Here is a 17,131-nt window from a genome sequence, read left to right on the forward strand (position 1 = left end):
TTTTATAAATCTATTCTTGTACAGAATCCTTTGTAACATGCTTGTGCGTGTACAAATGATCCTGACAGTACTCATAGTTACCCTCGCATTTGGAACAATAGCGGAATTCCAGTTCCGGATCGTCCAGTTCGGTCCGTCCGCACACCGCACAGCGGTGACGGGTCTTTCCCGGAACCACGATCTTCGCCTGCTGCTTAAATTCCTGCCGACGTTTGATCTCCTTCGGTGCGTAGCGCCTGTAGTTTCGGGTCATGGCAAAAAACAGGATAATGGTGATCATGGAAAGCACCAGTTCCACCTTCACGGCAATGTTTCCCGCGATAAAATCATAAAGATAAACGGCTGCCTCAGCAATTGCGATCCATTTTGCTTTTACCGGCAGCACAAAGAACATGTAAAACTGTGCGTCCGGATTGATGATGCAAAAAGCAAAAAACAGAGATGCGTTCAAAAAGCCGGTAGATAACAGCCATTTCTGACCAAACACAAAGTAGCCCACAAACGCAGCCACGATCTGTGCCAGAATTCCCATGATAAAGAATACGTTGAAGCGGAAAGAGCCCCAGACATATTCCAGCGTCTGTCCCAGATTATAATATAGAAACAACGCGATCAGACCATAAAAGATCTGAGTAAAGCTCCAGGAGCCAAAAGCCGGCGGATAGATCAGAAATGTGACAAGCCGCCAGATCTGTCCACGTAAGATCATGCCTACATTTAAACTTAAGTAATTGTAGTAGATCATGGGATCCAGAAGCCATACCACAAGCCCGACCGCATAAAGGATCGTGATGTAATACATCAGATTCCGGATGGCATATTTCTGATACTTTCGTTCGAAATCCGTAAAAAATTTCATGCAGTTTCCTTTCTGTCTTTTTATTGGTTCCGTTCTGGCTGCAAAAACAAGATGCAGACGCGGTGTTAACACTCACCAGTCACAACAACAGGCGCAGGTTCAGAACAGATTCCGCTTTGCAAAAATCCATGCCACTGCACAGGTCAGGATGACTGACAGAACAATGACAATCACAAAACCATAAGGATTTGTTGCAAATGGCATGCTGCTGCTCAAAACGTTCATGCCGTAAAAGCTGGATACCATGGTCGGAATCGACATGACAATCGTAATGGTTGCCAAAAACTTCATGACAATGTTCAGATTATTGGAAATAACCGAAGCAAACGCGTCCATGGTGCCGCTTAAAATGCCGCTGTAGATGTTCGCCATCTCGATCGCCTGCTTGTTCTCAATGATGACGTCGTCCAGAAGTTCGGTATCCTCCGGATACTTTTTGATTTTCTCACTCTTTAACAGTTTCTCCAGCACGACCTCATTGGACCGCAGGGACGTGGTAAAGTACACCAAGCTCTTCTGAAGTTCCAGAATCTCGATGAGTTCCTGGTTTCGCGGGGATTTGTAAAGTTCCTTCTCTACGATATCACTCTTCTTGTCGATGATACGCAGATACTGCAGGTAAAGGGATGCATTCTTGTAAAGGATCTGAAGGATAAAGCGTGTCTTCATATAAGTATAGAAGTCACGGACTCTTCCGTCCATGAATGCGTTTAATACCGGTGTTTCTTCCAGACACACGGTAATGATGATGCTGTCCGACATGATGATGCCCATAGGAATGGTCACATACCAGTCTTTTTCATTACGTTCCTCGATAACAGGGATATCAACCAGGATCAGGCTATAATGTTCTTCCAGTTCGATACGGGATCGTTCTTCTTCATCCAGAGGGGCCCGGACATGATCCGGATCGATCTCATAGCGTTCTGCGATCTCAAGGATCTCAGTTGCAGTCGGATTTGTCAGTGCAATCCAGCAGCCGGATTCCGCTTCGTCAACCTGATGGATCGCTCCATCTTCCGTTTTAAATATGCGTATCATATGATCGTTCGTTCCTTTCCCTGTTTCGGCTATCTTATTATAATTTCTGAGTCCCTGTTTGTCAAATCTATTGATCGTTCTTTTTCAATTCTGACAGAAGTTTCCAAATTTCTTTACTAAATTTTTACGTGTTCAGAAATTATAATATGGAAGATTTTAACTTAAAGCCTGCATTGTATGCGGGGAGGATGCGTCTTTTTCGCTAAGTAAAGAGGAAGTTTTCCCACATCTGATGAATTTATTACAAAAATTTAGCAACCGAAAATGCAAAAAAGAAACCCGGAAACCTATCCAAGTCAGATAGCACCACCGGGCTTTTTTCATATCTTTTATTCTGCTATTTCTACATTCTTTGTAGCAATCCAGTCAACACCTGTGTCACAGACATTTTTTACAATCACATCACCAATGTGAACCGGCGCTTTCACACGCACTGGTTTTAAAGTTTCCATTGCTTCAAAAATGCTTGCCTTTGGAATTCCAGCATTTGTTTTCACAGAGCAACAGGCAATGGTTCCGTCCTGAACACGAATCATACTTGTGAGAACACGGGTAGGATTTGATAGTTCTGTTTTTCCGTACGCTTCACCCCTTGGACAAGAATTTCCTGTCACTGCAAAATCATTTTTCTCATCTACATGAAGATGACAGCCCTTGGGGCATACAATGCAAATCAGCTCTGTCATTTGCCCACCTCCTCTGCACGAACGGTCAACTGGTCTCCCGATATCTGTTTCATCAGTTTTGCAGGAATGAAAATATGTTCCATCTCACCAGGAGCCATATGTTCCCTCTTAAAGCAGCAAATCTGCTTTTCTCCGTCGAGCACCTGAATCTCGCTGTCATTCATAACAGCATTAACACGAAACGATACATCCACGCCCTTATCAATCCGGTTTATTCGGACTGCCTGCGGAACTGTATAAGTCACACGACCGGCTTTTTTCAGGGTAACAACCGTCTCCTCTTTCGGTTCTGCTGCTCCACTGATACAGGACGCTGCATACATTGCTGCTGCTTTTCCTGCCCGCTCACTTTCCGACGTCACAAAATCCACTAAGTCATGGACATGCACCACATTTCCGCAGCTGAAAACACCCGGCTCTGCCGTCTCCATATTCTCGTAAACTACCGCACCTCTGGTGGCTGTATCAAGCGGAATTCCCGCCTTCTTTGTCAATTCATTTTCCGGTATCAGTCCCACCGATAAAAGCAGGGTATCACAATCGAAAACTATTTCTGTTCCCGGAATCGGTTTCCTGTCACTTCCCACCTGAGCTACCGTTACTTTTTCCACCCGGTGAAGTCCCTCTACATTTGTGACCGTATGAGATAGATACAACGGAATATCGTAGTCATTCAGGCACTGCACAATATTTCTATTTAAACCGTTGCAGTATGGCATTAATTCCACACATGCCAAAACCGTTGCACCCTCTAACGTCATGCGCCTTGCCATAATAAGTCCGATGTCACCGCTTCCCAAGATCACCACCCGGCGACCTACCATGTAACCTTCAATATTCATGTATCGCTGGGCCGTTCCCGCTGTAAACACCCCAGACGGTCTGTCTCCCGGAATTGCTACAGCACCTCTGGTGCGTTCTCTGCATCCCATGGCAAGAACGACCGCACGTCCTTCCACTTCCAACAGACCATCTTTTGTGTTGCAGGCCGTTATCCTGTGATGGTCTACGGAAAGGACCATGGTATCCAGCAAAACCTCCACCCCGAATTCCTGGGCTTTTTTTACAAATCGTGCCGCATACTCCGGTCCCGTCAATTCCTCTTTAAAATAATGGAGACCAAAACCGTTATGGATACATTGATTTAGAATTCCTCCGGCTTCTTTATCACGCTCAATCACCAACACATCCTCTGCTCCTGCCTGCTTTGCACTGCATGCAGCCGCCAGACCAGCTGGACCTCCTCCTACTACCACTACATCATAAACACGTTTCATCCGGCAACCTCCTTTACTGCAGAAGTGATAATGAAGGTTCCCTGTTCATCCATCAAAATTTCCTCCTGCCTTACAGACAATTCTCTTGCAAGAATTTCATGAACACGAGGGCCACAGAATCCACCCTGGCAACGTCCCATTCCAGCATTGCATCTGCGTTTGATAGCGTCCACACTGCGTGGAACTATAGGACTATGAATGGCATCTACAATTTCCCCCTCTGTCACGGTCTCACAGCGGCAGATAATGCGACCATACAGAGGATTTTTCTGAATTATTTTTCTTTTCTCCTCCTCGCTGAGATAACGGAAACGTACTTTCTTTCTCTCGTCTATAAAGGATTCCTTTTTCTCCATTTCCAGTCCACAATCTCTCAGGATACGCTCTGCCTCCTCAGCAATGGCCGGAGCACTGGAAAGTCCTGGCGACTTGATTCCCGCCAGATTAATAAAATGAGGGCAGCACTCTGCTTCACCGATAACAAAATCCGGGACCTGAGTATTGGGGCGAACGCCGGCATACTCATGAATAATCTCTCTGAAATCCACTCCGGGCACAGAACGATGTCCCTGCTCCTTTAAAAGCTCCAATGTAGCCGGATCCGTTCCTACATGATCACCATCCTGTACTTCATAACAGTCAGGACCTACCAGAAGATTTCCATGCACCGTAGGTGTCACGCAGATTCCCTTAAATCCATGTTCATCAGGACACGGAAATACTACGGAATGAAGTTTCTCTCCCTCGCACTTATCCAAAACATAATACTGACCTGCAAAGTTGGTCTGGTGCAATTCATGACCACCCACCATGCCGTAAACTTCTGCTGACCAGCCACCACCTGCATTGATGACATAACGGGTCTCATAGATTCCGGAAGCAGTAGTTACACAGAAATGGTCATCTACCTTTTCAATAGCAGTAACTTCGCTTTCCAGCTTTATATCTACGCCGTTTCGAACAGCTGTCTCCGCCATGGCAATACAGTATTCCCAAGGGTTAATGATGCCTGATCCCGGCGCATAAAGAGCCGCTTTCATATTTGGATTTAAAGCCGGTTCCAGCTTCAGAGCCTCATCATGATCTACAATGCGTACGCCCTCTGCGCCGTTTGCTACTCCCCTGCGATACAATTCCTGGATATACCCCAGTTCATGTGGGTTGTCATATGCAATGATAAACGTAGGCATATCAAGCCGCTCTACATCCAGCTTTTCGCATATTTCTTTTGCCAGCTTAATCCCGCGAATGTTCAGTTTTGCTTCCATACTTCCCACCGGACAATCAAATCCGGCATGAAGAATAGCGGTATTTGCCTTCGTACATCCATTTGCGACGTCATTGTAACGTTCACAAACGCATACAGACAGGTTATATCTGGATAACTGGTAAGCCGTAGCAGCCCCAATCACACCGCACCCCACAATCAACACATCATACATATGCTGCACTCCTTTTCGCTTTACCACCACTTAATCTGGTCAGTAATATATTGTCTCTTGGCAATAAATTCCGGTGAAGTTACATCTCTTGGTCTTGGAAGATCAATCTTCAAATCCTCCTTGATTGTCGTTGGCTTATTGGAAAGAATCAGTACACGCTCTGCCAGGTAAGCCGCCTCCTCAACATTGTGGGTGATAAACAGCACTGTAGCGCCTGTCTCTTTCCACAGCTTTAACACTTCATCCTCCAGATAAAATCGCATCTTAATATCCATCTGACCATAAGGTTCGTCCATAAGAAGCAAATCTGGATTCATGGCAAATGCCCGTCCGATAATGATTCTCTGCTCTGTAGAAACGGAAAGCTGATGTGGATAAGAATTTCTGAACGGCTCCAGTCCCATAAGCTTGATGATATTTTCTACTCGTTCGTCAATTTCTTTCTTTGGAAGCTTTTTTAGTTCCAGACCAAACCTCAAATTCTGTTCCACGGTCTTCCATGGGAGTGCCGACGGTTCCTGGAACACAAAAGCCAGGTTGTGTTTTTTCGGATCGGCGCTCTCACCGTCAATTAACAAGTCACCTTTTGTAGGCATATAAATTCTAGTCAGAAGATTCAAAAATGTGGTTTTTCCACAACCCGTAGGACCTACAATACAGACAAACTCGCCTTTTTTAATATTGAAAGAAATATCGTTTAACACTTTCAAACTGCCGAAATTCTTCGTCAGATTGTGGACCTCTACTTTATACTGATTGTCGCTCATCTCTTGTCCCTCCTACAGTGCCAGATCCGTGTTATCGGAAATTTCTTTACGCAAACGCAAAAACTCCGGGTCAATGGTATTTCTTGGTCGCGGCAGATTGATATCGTAAACTGCCTTCACATGAGCCGGGCAGTTAGACAGCAGAACAATGCGATCCGCCAGATACAATGCCTCTTCGATGTTATTTGTCACGAATAGAACGGTTCTCTTCTCCGCCTGCCAGATTCTCTGAACCTCTTCCTCCATTGCATAGCGGGTCTGGGCATCCAGAGCACCAAAAGGTTCATCCATCAGAAGAATCTGAGGGTTATTGGAATACGCTCTGGCGATACTGACTCTTTGCTTCATACCGCCGGACAATTCGCCCGGGTAGCTCTTCTCAAAGCCCTGAAGTCCCACCAGATCAATGTACTTCTGAGCAATCTTGCGACGCTCCTCCTTTGGAATTCCCTTGATTTTAGGTCCAAACTCCACGTTTTGCATAACCGTTTTCCAGGGCATCAGAGCACGCTTCTGGAATACCATTCCGATTCGTTCATCGCTTCCTTTGATTTCTTCCCCGTCCAGGAAAATCGTTCCATCTACCGGTTTTTCAATTCCTGCGATCATGTTTAACAAAATGGTTTTTCCACAGCGTCCAGGTCCTAAAATAACTAAGAATTCTGAATCCTTTACATCAAAAGAGACATCAACTGCCGCGTCAAAAACCTTATCTCCTACAATATAACTCTGCGAAATATGTTCCAGTTTTAATTTGATTTTTTGGCTGTCCATGGGCAAATAATCCTTTCTAAGATTTGAATGAGAATGGCCAGCAGTGCGCCGACTACTCCGATGCATATCATAGCCAGAAGGCACAGTGGATAATCTCCAGAATCCATACCTCTGACAATCAAGAATCCTACACCAGACTTGCCACCTAACATTTCTGCTGCCAGCACGACCATCCAGCCTGCAGAGGTTGAATTACGGATTCCGGCAAAAATAGCATCAAGTGCAGAAGGAATGGCAATCTCAAACAATGTCTGCCACTTGTTCGCGTGAAAAATCACTCCGATATCCAAATACTCTCTCTGGACATTGGCAATTCCTGCCTGAGTGTTTACAACCACCGGCATCAACGCACCAATAAAGACGATAAGAACCTTTGGAAACTCACCAATTCCGAACCACATTGTCACCAGAGGAACCCATGCCAGTGGCGGAACTGCACGAAAAGCAGTAAAAATAGGGCCAAAAAGGGCATTCGCCTTCTTATTCCAACCGATGAAAATGCCAAAAGAAATTCCCAGAACCCAGGCCAGTCCCAGCGCGATAAACACTCGTTTCAGGCTTGCCCAGATATGTCCAAACAGTCCAAGTTTTTTAATAGGACGATCCAAAAGTTTTAAATAACGATCCCACACAGCTGCAGGAGAAGGAAACTGAGATCCAGGCTTCGAGGAAGCCGCAACCCACAGTGCAAACAGCATAATGATTGCAATAACCGGCAGAACCCTGTAAATCCGATTCCGCAGAATTTCTTTTTTCTCATATTCACTGAGGAACAGTTCTTCTTTTTCTTTTTTCATTTTTTCCACCCCAGAACCTTTCCTTCAACAAGGCCTAACAGCCAAGTGAATACTACACCAAGTGCTCCGATTACCACAATGCCCAGGATGATGATATCTGGTCTCGCAAAAGAGCGACCTTGCTGAATCATATATCCGAGTCCCAGATTTGCCGCCAGCATCTCTGCTGCTACTAAGGTAGCCCAGGCATTGCCCAGCGCTACACGGATTCCCGCAAAGGTCATCGTCATAGCAGATGGAATCCCGATTGTACGGAAAATAGTGAAATTAGAAGCACCGCAAATTTTTCCCACATTGATGAGGGCTTCACTTGTCTGGCGGATTCCTGTGTAGGAATTGATGACGCATGGAACAAATGCGGAAAAAAATACGATAAAAGCTTTTGCCTTCAGTCCCAGCCCCATCCAGATAATGGTAATGGGAATCCATGATACTGGCGGAATAGGACGCAGAATTTCAAATATAGGACGCATAAAACTGTCAAATCCCCGAAACCATCCCATGCACAGTCCCAACGGAACGCCAATGATAATAGCCAGGAAAAATCCTGATAAGGCAACCTGAAGGCTTGCTACAATATGAGCTCCCAGGACTGCTCCATCCGGATTGGGATCCGTTAATTTTACAAAAAACAATTTCACAACCTCAGACGGCATCGGAACATATCTGCTGGGAAGGAACCCAGACGCAACCGCCAACTGCCAGATCAGCAGGAAAGCCAATACGCCGATAGCCGAAAGCATCGCCATCTGAAAGTCATTTTTTCTCTTTTCCGTCTGCACTTTGGCAACACGTTCTTCGTTTGACAGCCGGTGTACGTTTTGGTCACTCATGCTGTAATCCCTCCTTCATTTAAGTGAGGGAACGGATTTTCCTTTCGTATCATCCGCTCCCTCTTTTTTATTTACCCGGAAACATTTTCGGGCTCACAATCTACAATTACTACTTCACTGCTTCTGCAATAACAGGATTTACAAGACCTTTATCCTGGATGGTCTGACGATCTTCCTCCGTGTAGTTGCCCAGTGTGATGAAGAAGTCCAGAGTCTCAAAGAGCTGGTTGGTAGCCTTTGTAACCTTATTTCCACTTCCATTGCGGTCATCTTCCTCTGTTGTCATAGCAGAAACCGCCTCAGACAGTGTCGGGCAATTGTACTCTTCAATCAGGCGCTTTGCAATGTCCTCGGTGACAGCAACACCCTCATCCTCGCAGGACTGTACAAACAGCTCTTCTGCTTTTGCCATATTCTCTTCACTTTCATTGCACCATTCCCAAGTCTTGTAATATACCTGGAATGCAGTTTCAACCAGCTCAGTCTTGTTCTCGATGGCATCCTTGGTTGCACACATAGCAGAAATATTATTCAGCCCCAAATCCTTAATATCCGTTACGCGAACATAACCATTTTCCTCTGCCTGGCATGCAAATGCGTTCCATACGCACATTGCGTCACCTTCGCCAGTCTGGAATGCAGTCAGGCAGGTTCCAACTGCTGTATCCACGATTTCAATTCCATAAGCATCCAGATCATCAATGCCAATGCTATTCATAAATGCCATAAACATATACTGCAATGTAGTTCCTCTGTTTAACAGAACTTTCTTGCCTTTCCAGTTATCCGGATTTTTCGGATCTTTAGCAAGATCGGTATCAGGACGTACAAACAATGCTGTGTTAAATTCGTTGTCGCATACACCAAGCATGTTGATATCATAGTTCTTCATACCATTTAATACACCAGGAGCACCTACATCGCACACATCCCAGTCTGCACTGGCTTCCATCATGGCCGGACCACCGGTAAAGGACTGATATTCTACATCAATATTCAATTCATCGAAAAAGCCCATCTCATCTGCCACATACCATGGCATGGAATGCGCAGATCCTGCAAAGAAACCAATACTTAAGGTTGTGCGCTCATCCAATGGTTTCAATCCCAGTGTAGTGTCTGCGCCTTCCTCTGCTGCTTCTGTTTTTTCTTCCTTTGTGTCCTCTTTCGCTGCTTCGGTATCCGTTGCTGCCTCGGTTGTCTTAGCCGCATTTCCAGATCCTCCGCATGCAGTCAATGCCCCCATAAGAACTGCCGCGCCCACAATCGCCAATGCTTTCTGCTTCATCTTTCTCATTATACTTTCTCCCTTCTTTTATTTCATACTTTTTAACAGCAGCCACAGCCATGATGGCGGTGACCGTATGCATCCATTGGGTCTTCATCCGGATTTTTCATGCCCAGATGTACTGCCGCAACCTTAAAGGTCTGCGGAAGTGCCAGAATGTTCGGATTCTCTCCTACGAATTTCTTTTTCGCATCCTCCAGTGCTTCCTCAAAGGTAGCTCTTGTCTTTAATCCCATTCCTCTTGCGTAACCAGGTTCCTTAGCTCCTACAATGTAGATGGCACTTGTGTTCATCTCAGCGATGTGACCGCAGCTCATCATAGAGAAACCATGGAATGGATGGAAGGCATTTGCAAAACGATATTTCCGGATATATTCCTCGTTGGTTGCAAAATATTCGCCTAACCGGTTCATATCCGGCAACGTGTTCATTTCATCCCTCTGGAACCATTCATAACATTCCCGCAGATAAGGCCATCTGTCATCATTGAAGAAACCGTTGCAGAGACTGGAACAGATAATCACGCAGTTATCGCTCATGACTCGCTTAAACCGGAGCACCTGTGCAGACAGTGCCTGCATCATCATAATCGGATTGGTTCCCATACCATCTCCATAATGGAATTTCTGCGGCATGCCGAACACCAGAACATCGTATTTTTTTTCTGCCCAATGTACGTAAGTGCGCTTATCTGCCACTTTCCAGGACAACGGCATCATTTCTTTTGCGTATCCAGAAAAAATAGCAATCTGACGACTCTTTGTATCCAAAACCGCATCACAGCAGAAGAACGGATGTCCCATTTTTTCTTCCATTTTCATGGAAATCTCATCAAATTTATTTCTCATGAGGCTGGCATTGTTTACTGGTGTAAAATCATCCCTGTGCATAACCATGGGAACATGGTGGCTGGCAATGCTCTTCCAGTTGCTAATTCCAGTTGCACTGTGCTTGTAACCTCCCGAATAACCTCCATAAGGATTTCCCTGAACATGTCCGATGAGGATCGGAAGATCTGCCTCATACACATATTTATTGATGAAAACCGGATCACCTCTGTCTGTAAGTCCCAGATCTACCATATGTTCCATATCCTCGGAATCGTGGCTGATGATCTGTCCCGTATACCAGAACTCTTTATACAGTTCCGGTCCAAAGATTGCCAGGGCATCTTTGTCTGTACTTCTGGGATGAAGTCCATTAGAAATAATGAACAGGATATCTTTTTTCTCCACACCTGCCCCGTAAAGTTCCTCCAGAATATACTTTACAGCCAGTTTTCTGTGGCTGGTTGGCTGCTCTCCGCCTTTCACACGATCAGGAATGATAAAGACGACCCTGCTTCCCTTGTGAACCAGATTTTTCACCGGCTCCATACCGATTGGATGAGCCAAACTTTCTTTATAAGCAGCCTCCAGCTTCTCCTCCGGAATATAGTCTGGATCCGGCACAGTAACACCAGGAATAAATGTGTCTGTATTATCCGGCAACCAGGCACCCAAAGTACCTTCTCCATATTCAAATTCAAAATGTTTCATGATGGATACCTCCGTTATTTTGTACAATTTTCGCATCATTTCCCATCACTTTTTGTCATAATTATAGCATAATTTTCGTGTTAGTCAATTCGTTTAGCGCAAATATCGGGCAACTTTTTAAGCAAACGTTTGTCTTGCTGTATTTAAAGGCTTTTTGAAATTTATTAAACAATTGGCACAACTGATACTTTTCAAATTTTGTTGATATTTTAACGGTTATTCTCGATTTATTACAAATTATTTTGTTGTTTTTCACTGTATCATTTCTTGATTTTTACACAAACGTTTGTTATAGTAAATATGTATACTTTTTCTTCTATTTATGGTATTCTTGTTAATAATGATGCATAAATTCTTGGTGTGACACAGAAGGGGGATATTTTATGTCATTAAAAGACATTGCAGCGGAGGTTGGTGTTTCTATCTCCACTGTTTCCAGAGTTCTGAATACAGGAAATACATCTGCTGCCAGTAAGGAACTTCGGCGGAAAATATGGGAAGTTGCAAAACAGCAGGGCTACATGCCAAATCTGGCTGCCAGGCAGCTTCAGGGCAGCGACTCCCACCGGAGTCTTAAGCCCAAATCACTATACTGTCTTTTTGCAGTTGCTCCCCAGGAGACAAAAGATGACCCTTTTTATACAAAAATTCTGGAAAGCGTAGAACAGGAAGCATTTAAGCATAATTATATCCTGCAGTACACGTTTTCTGCCAGCGCGCTGGAAAGTCCTAATCTAATGTCCCCCATTCTGTCAGCAACACCCTCCGACTGTCTGATCATCATTGGCCGTTTCAAAGCGGAAACACTGCACCAGTTAGAAGCTTATTTCAAGAAGATTATCTATGTGGGATTGAATATTCTGGACGCAGACTGCGATCAGATCGTATGCGACAGCTACAAGATCACCTGTAGCGTTGTCAACTATTTTTATTCACAAGGACACAGAAAAATAGGCTTTATTGGAAGCAACGAAGGGCGTATGCGTGGATACCGCGAAACAGTAAAATCATTAAATCTGCCCGTAGATGACCGTTATATCATTAGTGACATGTTTTTGTCCATGGATGGAGGATACCAGGGAATGCTGCGCCTGTTAGATTCTGCTCCGGATGTCACTGCCGTATTCTGTGCAAATGATATGGTTTCTATCGGTGCATTGCGCGCCTGCCGCGACCGGAACATCCGTGTCCCCGATGATATTTCCCTGATTGGCTGTAACGATGTAGAAAATGTCCAATACACTTCGCCCATGCTTTCCAGCGTCCATGTACCTCTAGAGGAAATGGGCAAAATGGCAGTTCGCATTCTTCTTGACCGGGTAGACGGTGGTCATAGCAGTAAACTGAAAGTAGAATTTCCATACAGCATCATAAAAAGGGGAAGCTGCAAAAAGCTATGATCCTTCTTTCTGACAGAAGTTTCCAAATTTCTTAACTAAATTTTTACGCATCCATAAATTGTAATATGGAAGATTTTATGTTAAACTCTGCACTGTACTCTGAAAAAGTGTGTCTTTTTAGATAAGGAGGCAGGGGTTTTCCCCGCATCAAATGAGTTTATTACATAATAATACCCTTGGAATCGATATTGGTTCCACTACCGTAAAAATCGCAGTCTTAGACAGCGAACATCATATGTTATTTACCGACTACGAGCGCCACTATGCTAACATCCAGGAGACGCTCGCTCTTTTATTATCAAGAGCAAAAGAAAAACTTGGCGAGATGACTGTCTCCCCAAGCATTACCGGATCCGGCGGTCTGACGCTGTCCGGTCACTTAGATGTTCCGTTTACCCAGGAGGTTGTAGCGGTTGCTACTGCCCTGCAAGACTATGCCCCGCAGACCGATGTTGCCATTGAGCTGGGCGGCGAGGACGCAAAGATCATTTACTTTACCGGCGGTATCGACCAGCGCATGAACGGAATCTGCGCCGGCGGTACCGGTTCCTTTATTGACCAGATGGCATCCCTCTTACAGACCGATGCTTCCGGTCTGAACGAGTATGCCAAAAATTACCAGATGATCTACCCGATTGCAGCCCGCTGCGGCGTTTTCGCAAAATCTGATATCCAGCCGCTCATCAACGAGGGTGCTACCAGGGAAGATCTTTCCGCATCCATTTTCCAGGCTGTGGTCAACCAGACCATCAGCGGTCTTGCCTGCGGAAAACCAATCCGCGGCACCGTGGCATTTCTCGGCGGCCCACTGCATTTCCTGCCGGAGCTGCGCCAGGCCTTTATCCGTACCCTGAATCTGGATGCAGACCATATTGTCGCACCGGATCACTCCCATTTATTCGCTGCCATCGGTGCAGCCATGAATGCTGACGAGAACATAACCGTATCCCTGACCGATATGATCGAACGTCTTACCTCCGGCATCAAGATGGAGTTTGAGGTAAAACGTATGGAGCCGCTCTTTGCATCCCAGGCCGATTACGATGCGTTCCAGGCCCGTCATGCACAGCATCAGGTAAAAAAAGGAGACTTATCCACATACAGCGGCAACTGTTATCTGGGAATCGACGCCGGTTCCACCACCACCAAGGTGGCCCTGGTCGGCGAGGACGGAAGCCTTCTCTACAGCTTCTATGACAACAACAACGGAAGCACCATTGCAACTGCGATCCGTGCCATAGCTGAAATCAAAGAGATACTTCCGGAAACCGCACACATTGCCTGGTCGTGCTCGACCGGTTATGGCGAGGCCTTATTAAAGTCTGCCCTGATGTTAGATGAAGGAGAGGTTGAAACCATCTCCCACTACTACGCAGCAGCATTCTTTGAGCCGGATGTAGACTGCATCCTGGACATTGGCGGACAGGACATGAAATGCATCCGCATCAAGGACCATACCGTAGACAGCGTGCAGCTGAACGAGGCATGTTCTTCCGGCTGCGGTTCCTTCATCGAGACTTTTGCAAAGTCCCTGAATTATTCCGTCATTGACTTCGCGAAGGAAGCGCTTTTTGCCAAGAACCCGACAGACCTGGGCACCCGCTGCACCGTATTCATGAACTCAAACGTAAAGCAGGCACAGAAGGAAGGTGCTACCGTAGCCGATATTTCTGCCGGTCTTGCTTACTCGGTCATCAAAAATGCATTATTTAAGGTAATCAAGATCACCAATGCTTCGGACCTGGGCACCCATGTGGTTGTTCAGGGCGGTACCTTCTACAACGATGCCGTGCTCAGAAGCTTTGAAAAGATTGCCGGATGTGAAGCAGTCCGCCCGGACATCGCCGGTATCATGGGCGCATTCGGTGCCGCGCTGATCGCAAGAGAACGCTGCAACCACGAAAAGGGCACCTCCATGCTTCCGCTTGACCGGATTCTTTCCTTAAAATATGAGACTTCCATGGCACGCTGCAAGGGCTGCACCAACCACTGCGTCCTCACCATCAACCGTTTCGACGGCGGACGTCAGTTTGTCAGCGGAAACCGCTGCGAGCGCGGTCTTGGAAAAGAAAAAGCCAAGAAAGAAATTCCGAACCTGTTCGCTTACAAATATCACCGGATGTTTGACTATGAGTCGCTCCCGGCTGATGAAGCCACCCGCGGCACCATCGGTGTTCCGCGTGTTTTGAACATGTACGAGAACTTCCCGTTCTGGGCTACCTTCTTAAAGGAATTAAAATTCCGCGTGATTCTGTCTCCGCAGTCTACCAGACAGATCTATGAACTTGGCATCGAGTCCATCCCGAGTGAGTCTGAGTGCTATCCGGCAAAGCTGGTGCACGGCCATATTTCCTGGCTGATCCGTCAGGGTGTACGCGATATCTTCTATCCATGCATTCCGTACGAACGCAACGAGACCCCGCAGGCAGGAAACCACTACAACTGCCCGATGGTTACCTCCTACGCGGAAAACATCAAAAACAATGTGGAAGAGCTCTCTGAGTTCGATGTCCACTTTATGAATCCGTTCTTTGCATTTACCAACGAAGAAGTGCTGACCAAACAGCTCATCGTGGAATTCGGCAAAGAATACCATATTTCTTCCGTAGAAGTCCAGAAGGCAGCACACGCTGCATGGGAAGAGCTTCTTGCTTCCCGCCGTGACATGGAAAAGAAAGGCGAAGAAACCATTGCCTGGTTAAAGGAACACGACCGCCACGGTATCGTCCTGGCCGGCCGCCCTTACCACGTAGACCCGGAGATCAACCACGGTATCCCGGAGCTGATCACCTCCTACGGCTTTGCAGTCCTGACGGAAGATTCCATCTCCCACCTGGCAAATGCAGAGCGCCCGCTCATCGTCACCGACCAGTGGATGTACCACTCCAGACTGTACCGCGCTGCCACCTATGTAAAGAACAGCGAATGCCTGGATTTAATCCAGCTCAACTCCTTCGGCTGCGGCCTGGATGCCGTTACCACCGACCAGGTACACGATATTCTGACCGGCTCCGGCAAGATCTACACCGTATTAAAGATCGATGAGGTCAATAACCTCGGTGCGGCAAGAATCCGTATCCGCTCCCTGATTGCAGCCTTAAAGGTGCGCCAGCAGAAGCATTTCGAGCGCAAGGTCGTATCCAGCGCTTACAACCGTGTTGTCTTCACCAAGGAAATGAAGAAAGACTATACCCTGCTCTGCCCGCAGATGTCTCCGATCCACTTTGAGCTGATCGAACCAGCCATCCGTGCGTTCGGCTACAAGATCGAGGTGCTGCAGAATGACAGCAAAAACGCAGTCGATGTCGGGCTGCAGTACGTCAACAACGATGCCTGCTATCCGTCCCTGATCGTCATCGGTCAAATCATGGATGCGCTGTTATCCGGCAAATATGACCTCGACCACACCGCAGTCCTGATGAGCCAGACCGGCGGCGGCTGCCGTGCTTCCAACTACATTGGCTTTATCCGCCGTGCACTGGAAAAAGCCGGTATGCCTCAGATTCCGGTCATCTCCGTCAATGCAAACGGCATGGAGACAAACCCTGGTTTCACCTTCACGCCAGGACTGATCACCAAAGCGATGCAGGGCGTTGTTTACGGCGATATCTTCATGCGCGTGCTCTATGCCACCCGTCCTTACGAAAAGGTTCCGGGTTCCGCAAACGCACTGCATGAGAAATGGAAGGCCCGCTGCATCAAGAGCCTTTCCAAGCGCTCCGCAAACATGATGGAATTTAGAAGAAACATTAAGGGAATCATCCACGACTTCGACGAGCTGCCGCGGTTAGATATTAAGAAGCCGAAGGTCGGCATTGTCGGCGAGATCCTGGTAAAATTCTCCCCGCTTGCCAACAACCACATCGTAGACCTGCTGGAATCCGAAGGTGCTGAAGCAGTGATGCCAGATCTGATGGACTTCCTTTTATACTGCTTCTACAACAGTAACTTCAAGGCAGACCACCTTGGCGGCAAGCGCTCCACCGCCCGCCTGTGCAACCTGGGGATCTCCCTTTTAGAGTATTTCCGCAAGACTGCACGCAAGGAGCTGGAAGCCAGCAAAAACTTCACCCCGCCGTCCCGCATCAGTGATCTGGCTGACATGGCAAAACACTATGTTTCCCTCGGCAACCAGACCGGTGAGGGCTGGTTCTTAACCGGCGAGATGCTGGAGCTGATCCACAGCGGCGTAAAGAATATCGTCTGCACCCAGCCGTTTGGCTGCCTGCCAAACCACATCGTAGGAAAAGGTGTCATCAAAGAGCTGCGCGCTTCCCACCCGGAGGCAAACATCATCGCAGTCGACTACGATCCGGGTGCCAGCGAGGTAAACCAGTTAAACCGTATCAAGCTGATGCTGGCAACCGCACAGAAGCAGTTAAAAGCAGAAGAAAATAAAGCAATTTCCTAAAAAGAAAAGAGGTTTCCC

At 46.7% G+C, this 17,131-nt stretch carries 13 protein-coding genes; 2 read left to right on the top strand and 11 right to left on the bottom strand.

Going from position 1 to position 17,131, the window contains the following annotated elements:
* Positions 1 to 10: 10 nt before the first annotated feature.
* From DWZ40_RS13840 to DWZ40_RS13890, 11 genes are all read right to left on the bottom strand, one after another.
* Positions 11 to 859: a hypothetical protein gene (locus tag DWZ40_RS13840; RefSeq protein ID WP_118543590.1), complete on the bottom strand. Its 849-nt coding sequence runs from the start codon at positions 857 to 859 to the stop codon at positions 11 to 13.
* Between the two features lie 99 nt (positions 860 to 958).
* Positions 959 to 1,900 carry a magnesium transporter CorA family protein gene (locus DWZ40_RS13845; RefSeq protein WP_118543591.1) on the bottom strand — a complete coding sequence of 314 codons (942 nt, stop codon included), beginning with the start codon at positions 1,898 to 1,900 and terminating at the stop codon, positions 959 to 961.
* 329 nt (positions 1,901 to 2,229) lie between these two features.
* Positions 2,230 to 2,586 carry a DUF1667 domain-containing protein gene (locus DWZ40_RS13850; protein ID WP_118543592.1) on the bottom strand — a complete coding sequence of 119 codons (357 nt, stop codon included), beginning with the start codon at positions 2,584 to 2,586 and terminating at the stop codon, positions 2,230 to 2,232.
* The gene (locus DWZ40_RS13855; RefSeq protein ID WP_118543593.1) at positions 2,583 to 3,863 is read right to left on the bottom strand and encodes an FAD-dependent oxidoreductase; all 1,281 of its coding nucleotides are present in this window, start codon (positions 3,861 to 3,863) and stop codon (positions 2,583 to 2,585) included. The genes DWZ40_RS13850 and DWZ40_RS13855 overlap by 4 nt, the downstream gene beginning before the upstream one ends.
* Positions 3,860 to 5,305 (bottom strand): NAD(P)/FAD-dependent oxidoreductase, encoded by a 1,446-nt coding sequence (locus DWZ40_RS13860; protein ID WP_118543594.1) that lies wholly within the window; start codon positions 5,303 to 5,305, stop codon positions 3,860 to 3,862. The genes DWZ40_RS13855 and DWZ40_RS13860 overlap by 4 nt, the downstream gene beginning before the upstream one ends.
* Positions 5,306 to 5,325: 20 nt before the next feature.
* Entirely contained in the window at positions 5,326 to 6,072 is a 747-nt protein-coding gene (locus DWZ40_RS13865; RefSeq protein WP_118543595.1) for an ABC transporter ATP-binding protein, read from the bottom strand.
* Between the two features lie 12 nt (positions 6,073 to 6,084).
* Positions 6,085 to 6,846: an ABC transporter ATP-binding protein gene (locus DWZ40_RS13870; protein ID WP_118543596.1), complete on the bottom strand. Its 762-nt coding sequence runs from the start codon at positions 6,844 to 6,846 to the stop codon at positions 6,085 to 6,087.
* Entirely contained in the window at positions 6,822 to 7,643 is an 822-nt protein-coding gene (locus tag DWZ40_RS13875) for an ABC transporter permease (RefSeq protein WP_118543652.1), read from the bottom strand. Before DWZ40_RS13875 ends, DWZ40_RS13870 begins: the two co-directional genes overlap by 25 nt.
* Positions 7,640 to 8,392 carry an ABC transporter permease gene (locus DWZ40_RS13880; RefSeq protein WP_243035349.1) on the bottom strand — a complete coding sequence of 251 codons (753 nt, stop codon included), beginning with the start codon at positions 8,390 to 8,392 and terminating at the stop codon, positions 7,640 to 7,642. The genes DWZ40_RS13875 and DWZ40_RS13880 overlap by 4 nt, the downstream gene beginning before the upstream one ends.
* 193 nt (positions 8,393 to 8,585) lie before the next feature.
* Positions 8,586 to 9,773, bottom strand: a complete 1,188-nt coding sequence (locus DWZ40_RS13885; RefSeq protein WP_243035346.1) for an ABC transporter substrate-binding protein — start codon at positions 9,771 to 9,773, stop codon at positions 8,586 to 8,588.
* A 32-nt stretch (positions 9,774 to 9,805) separates the two neighbouring features.
* On the bottom strand, positions 9,806 to 11,302 hold the full coding sequence (locus tag DWZ40_RS13890; protein ID WP_118543598.1) for a lactate racemase domain-containing protein: 1,497 nt from the start codon (positions 11,300 to 11,302) through the stop codon (positions 9,806 to 9,808).
* 383 nt (positions 11,303 to 11,685) lie between these two features.
* Here DWZ40_RS13890 and DWZ40_RS13895 point away from each other — a divergent pair, with 383 nt between their 5' ends.
* Positions 11,686 to 12,702, top strand: coding sequence for a LacI family DNA-binding transcriptional regulator (locus DWZ40_RS13895; RefSeq protein WP_118543599.1), 1,017 nt, complete (start codon positions 11,686 to 11,688; stop codon positions 12,700 to 12,702).
* A 151-nt stretch (positions 12,703 to 12,853) separates the two neighbouring features.
* Positions 12,854 to 17,113: a 2-hydroxyacyl-CoA dehydratase gene (locus tag DWZ40_RS13900; RefSeq protein WP_118543600.1), complete on the top strand. Its 4,260-nt coding sequence runs from the start codon at positions 12,854 to 12,856 to the stop codon at positions 17,111 to 17,113.
* Positions 17,114 to 17,131 lie beyond the last annotated feature (18 nt).

Origin of the sequence: Clostridium sp. AF32-12BH, from assembly GCF_003477935.1 — a bacterium.
Classification (GTDB): domain Bacteria; phylum Bacillota; class Clostridia; order Lachnospirales; family Lachnospiraceae; genus Brotaphodocola.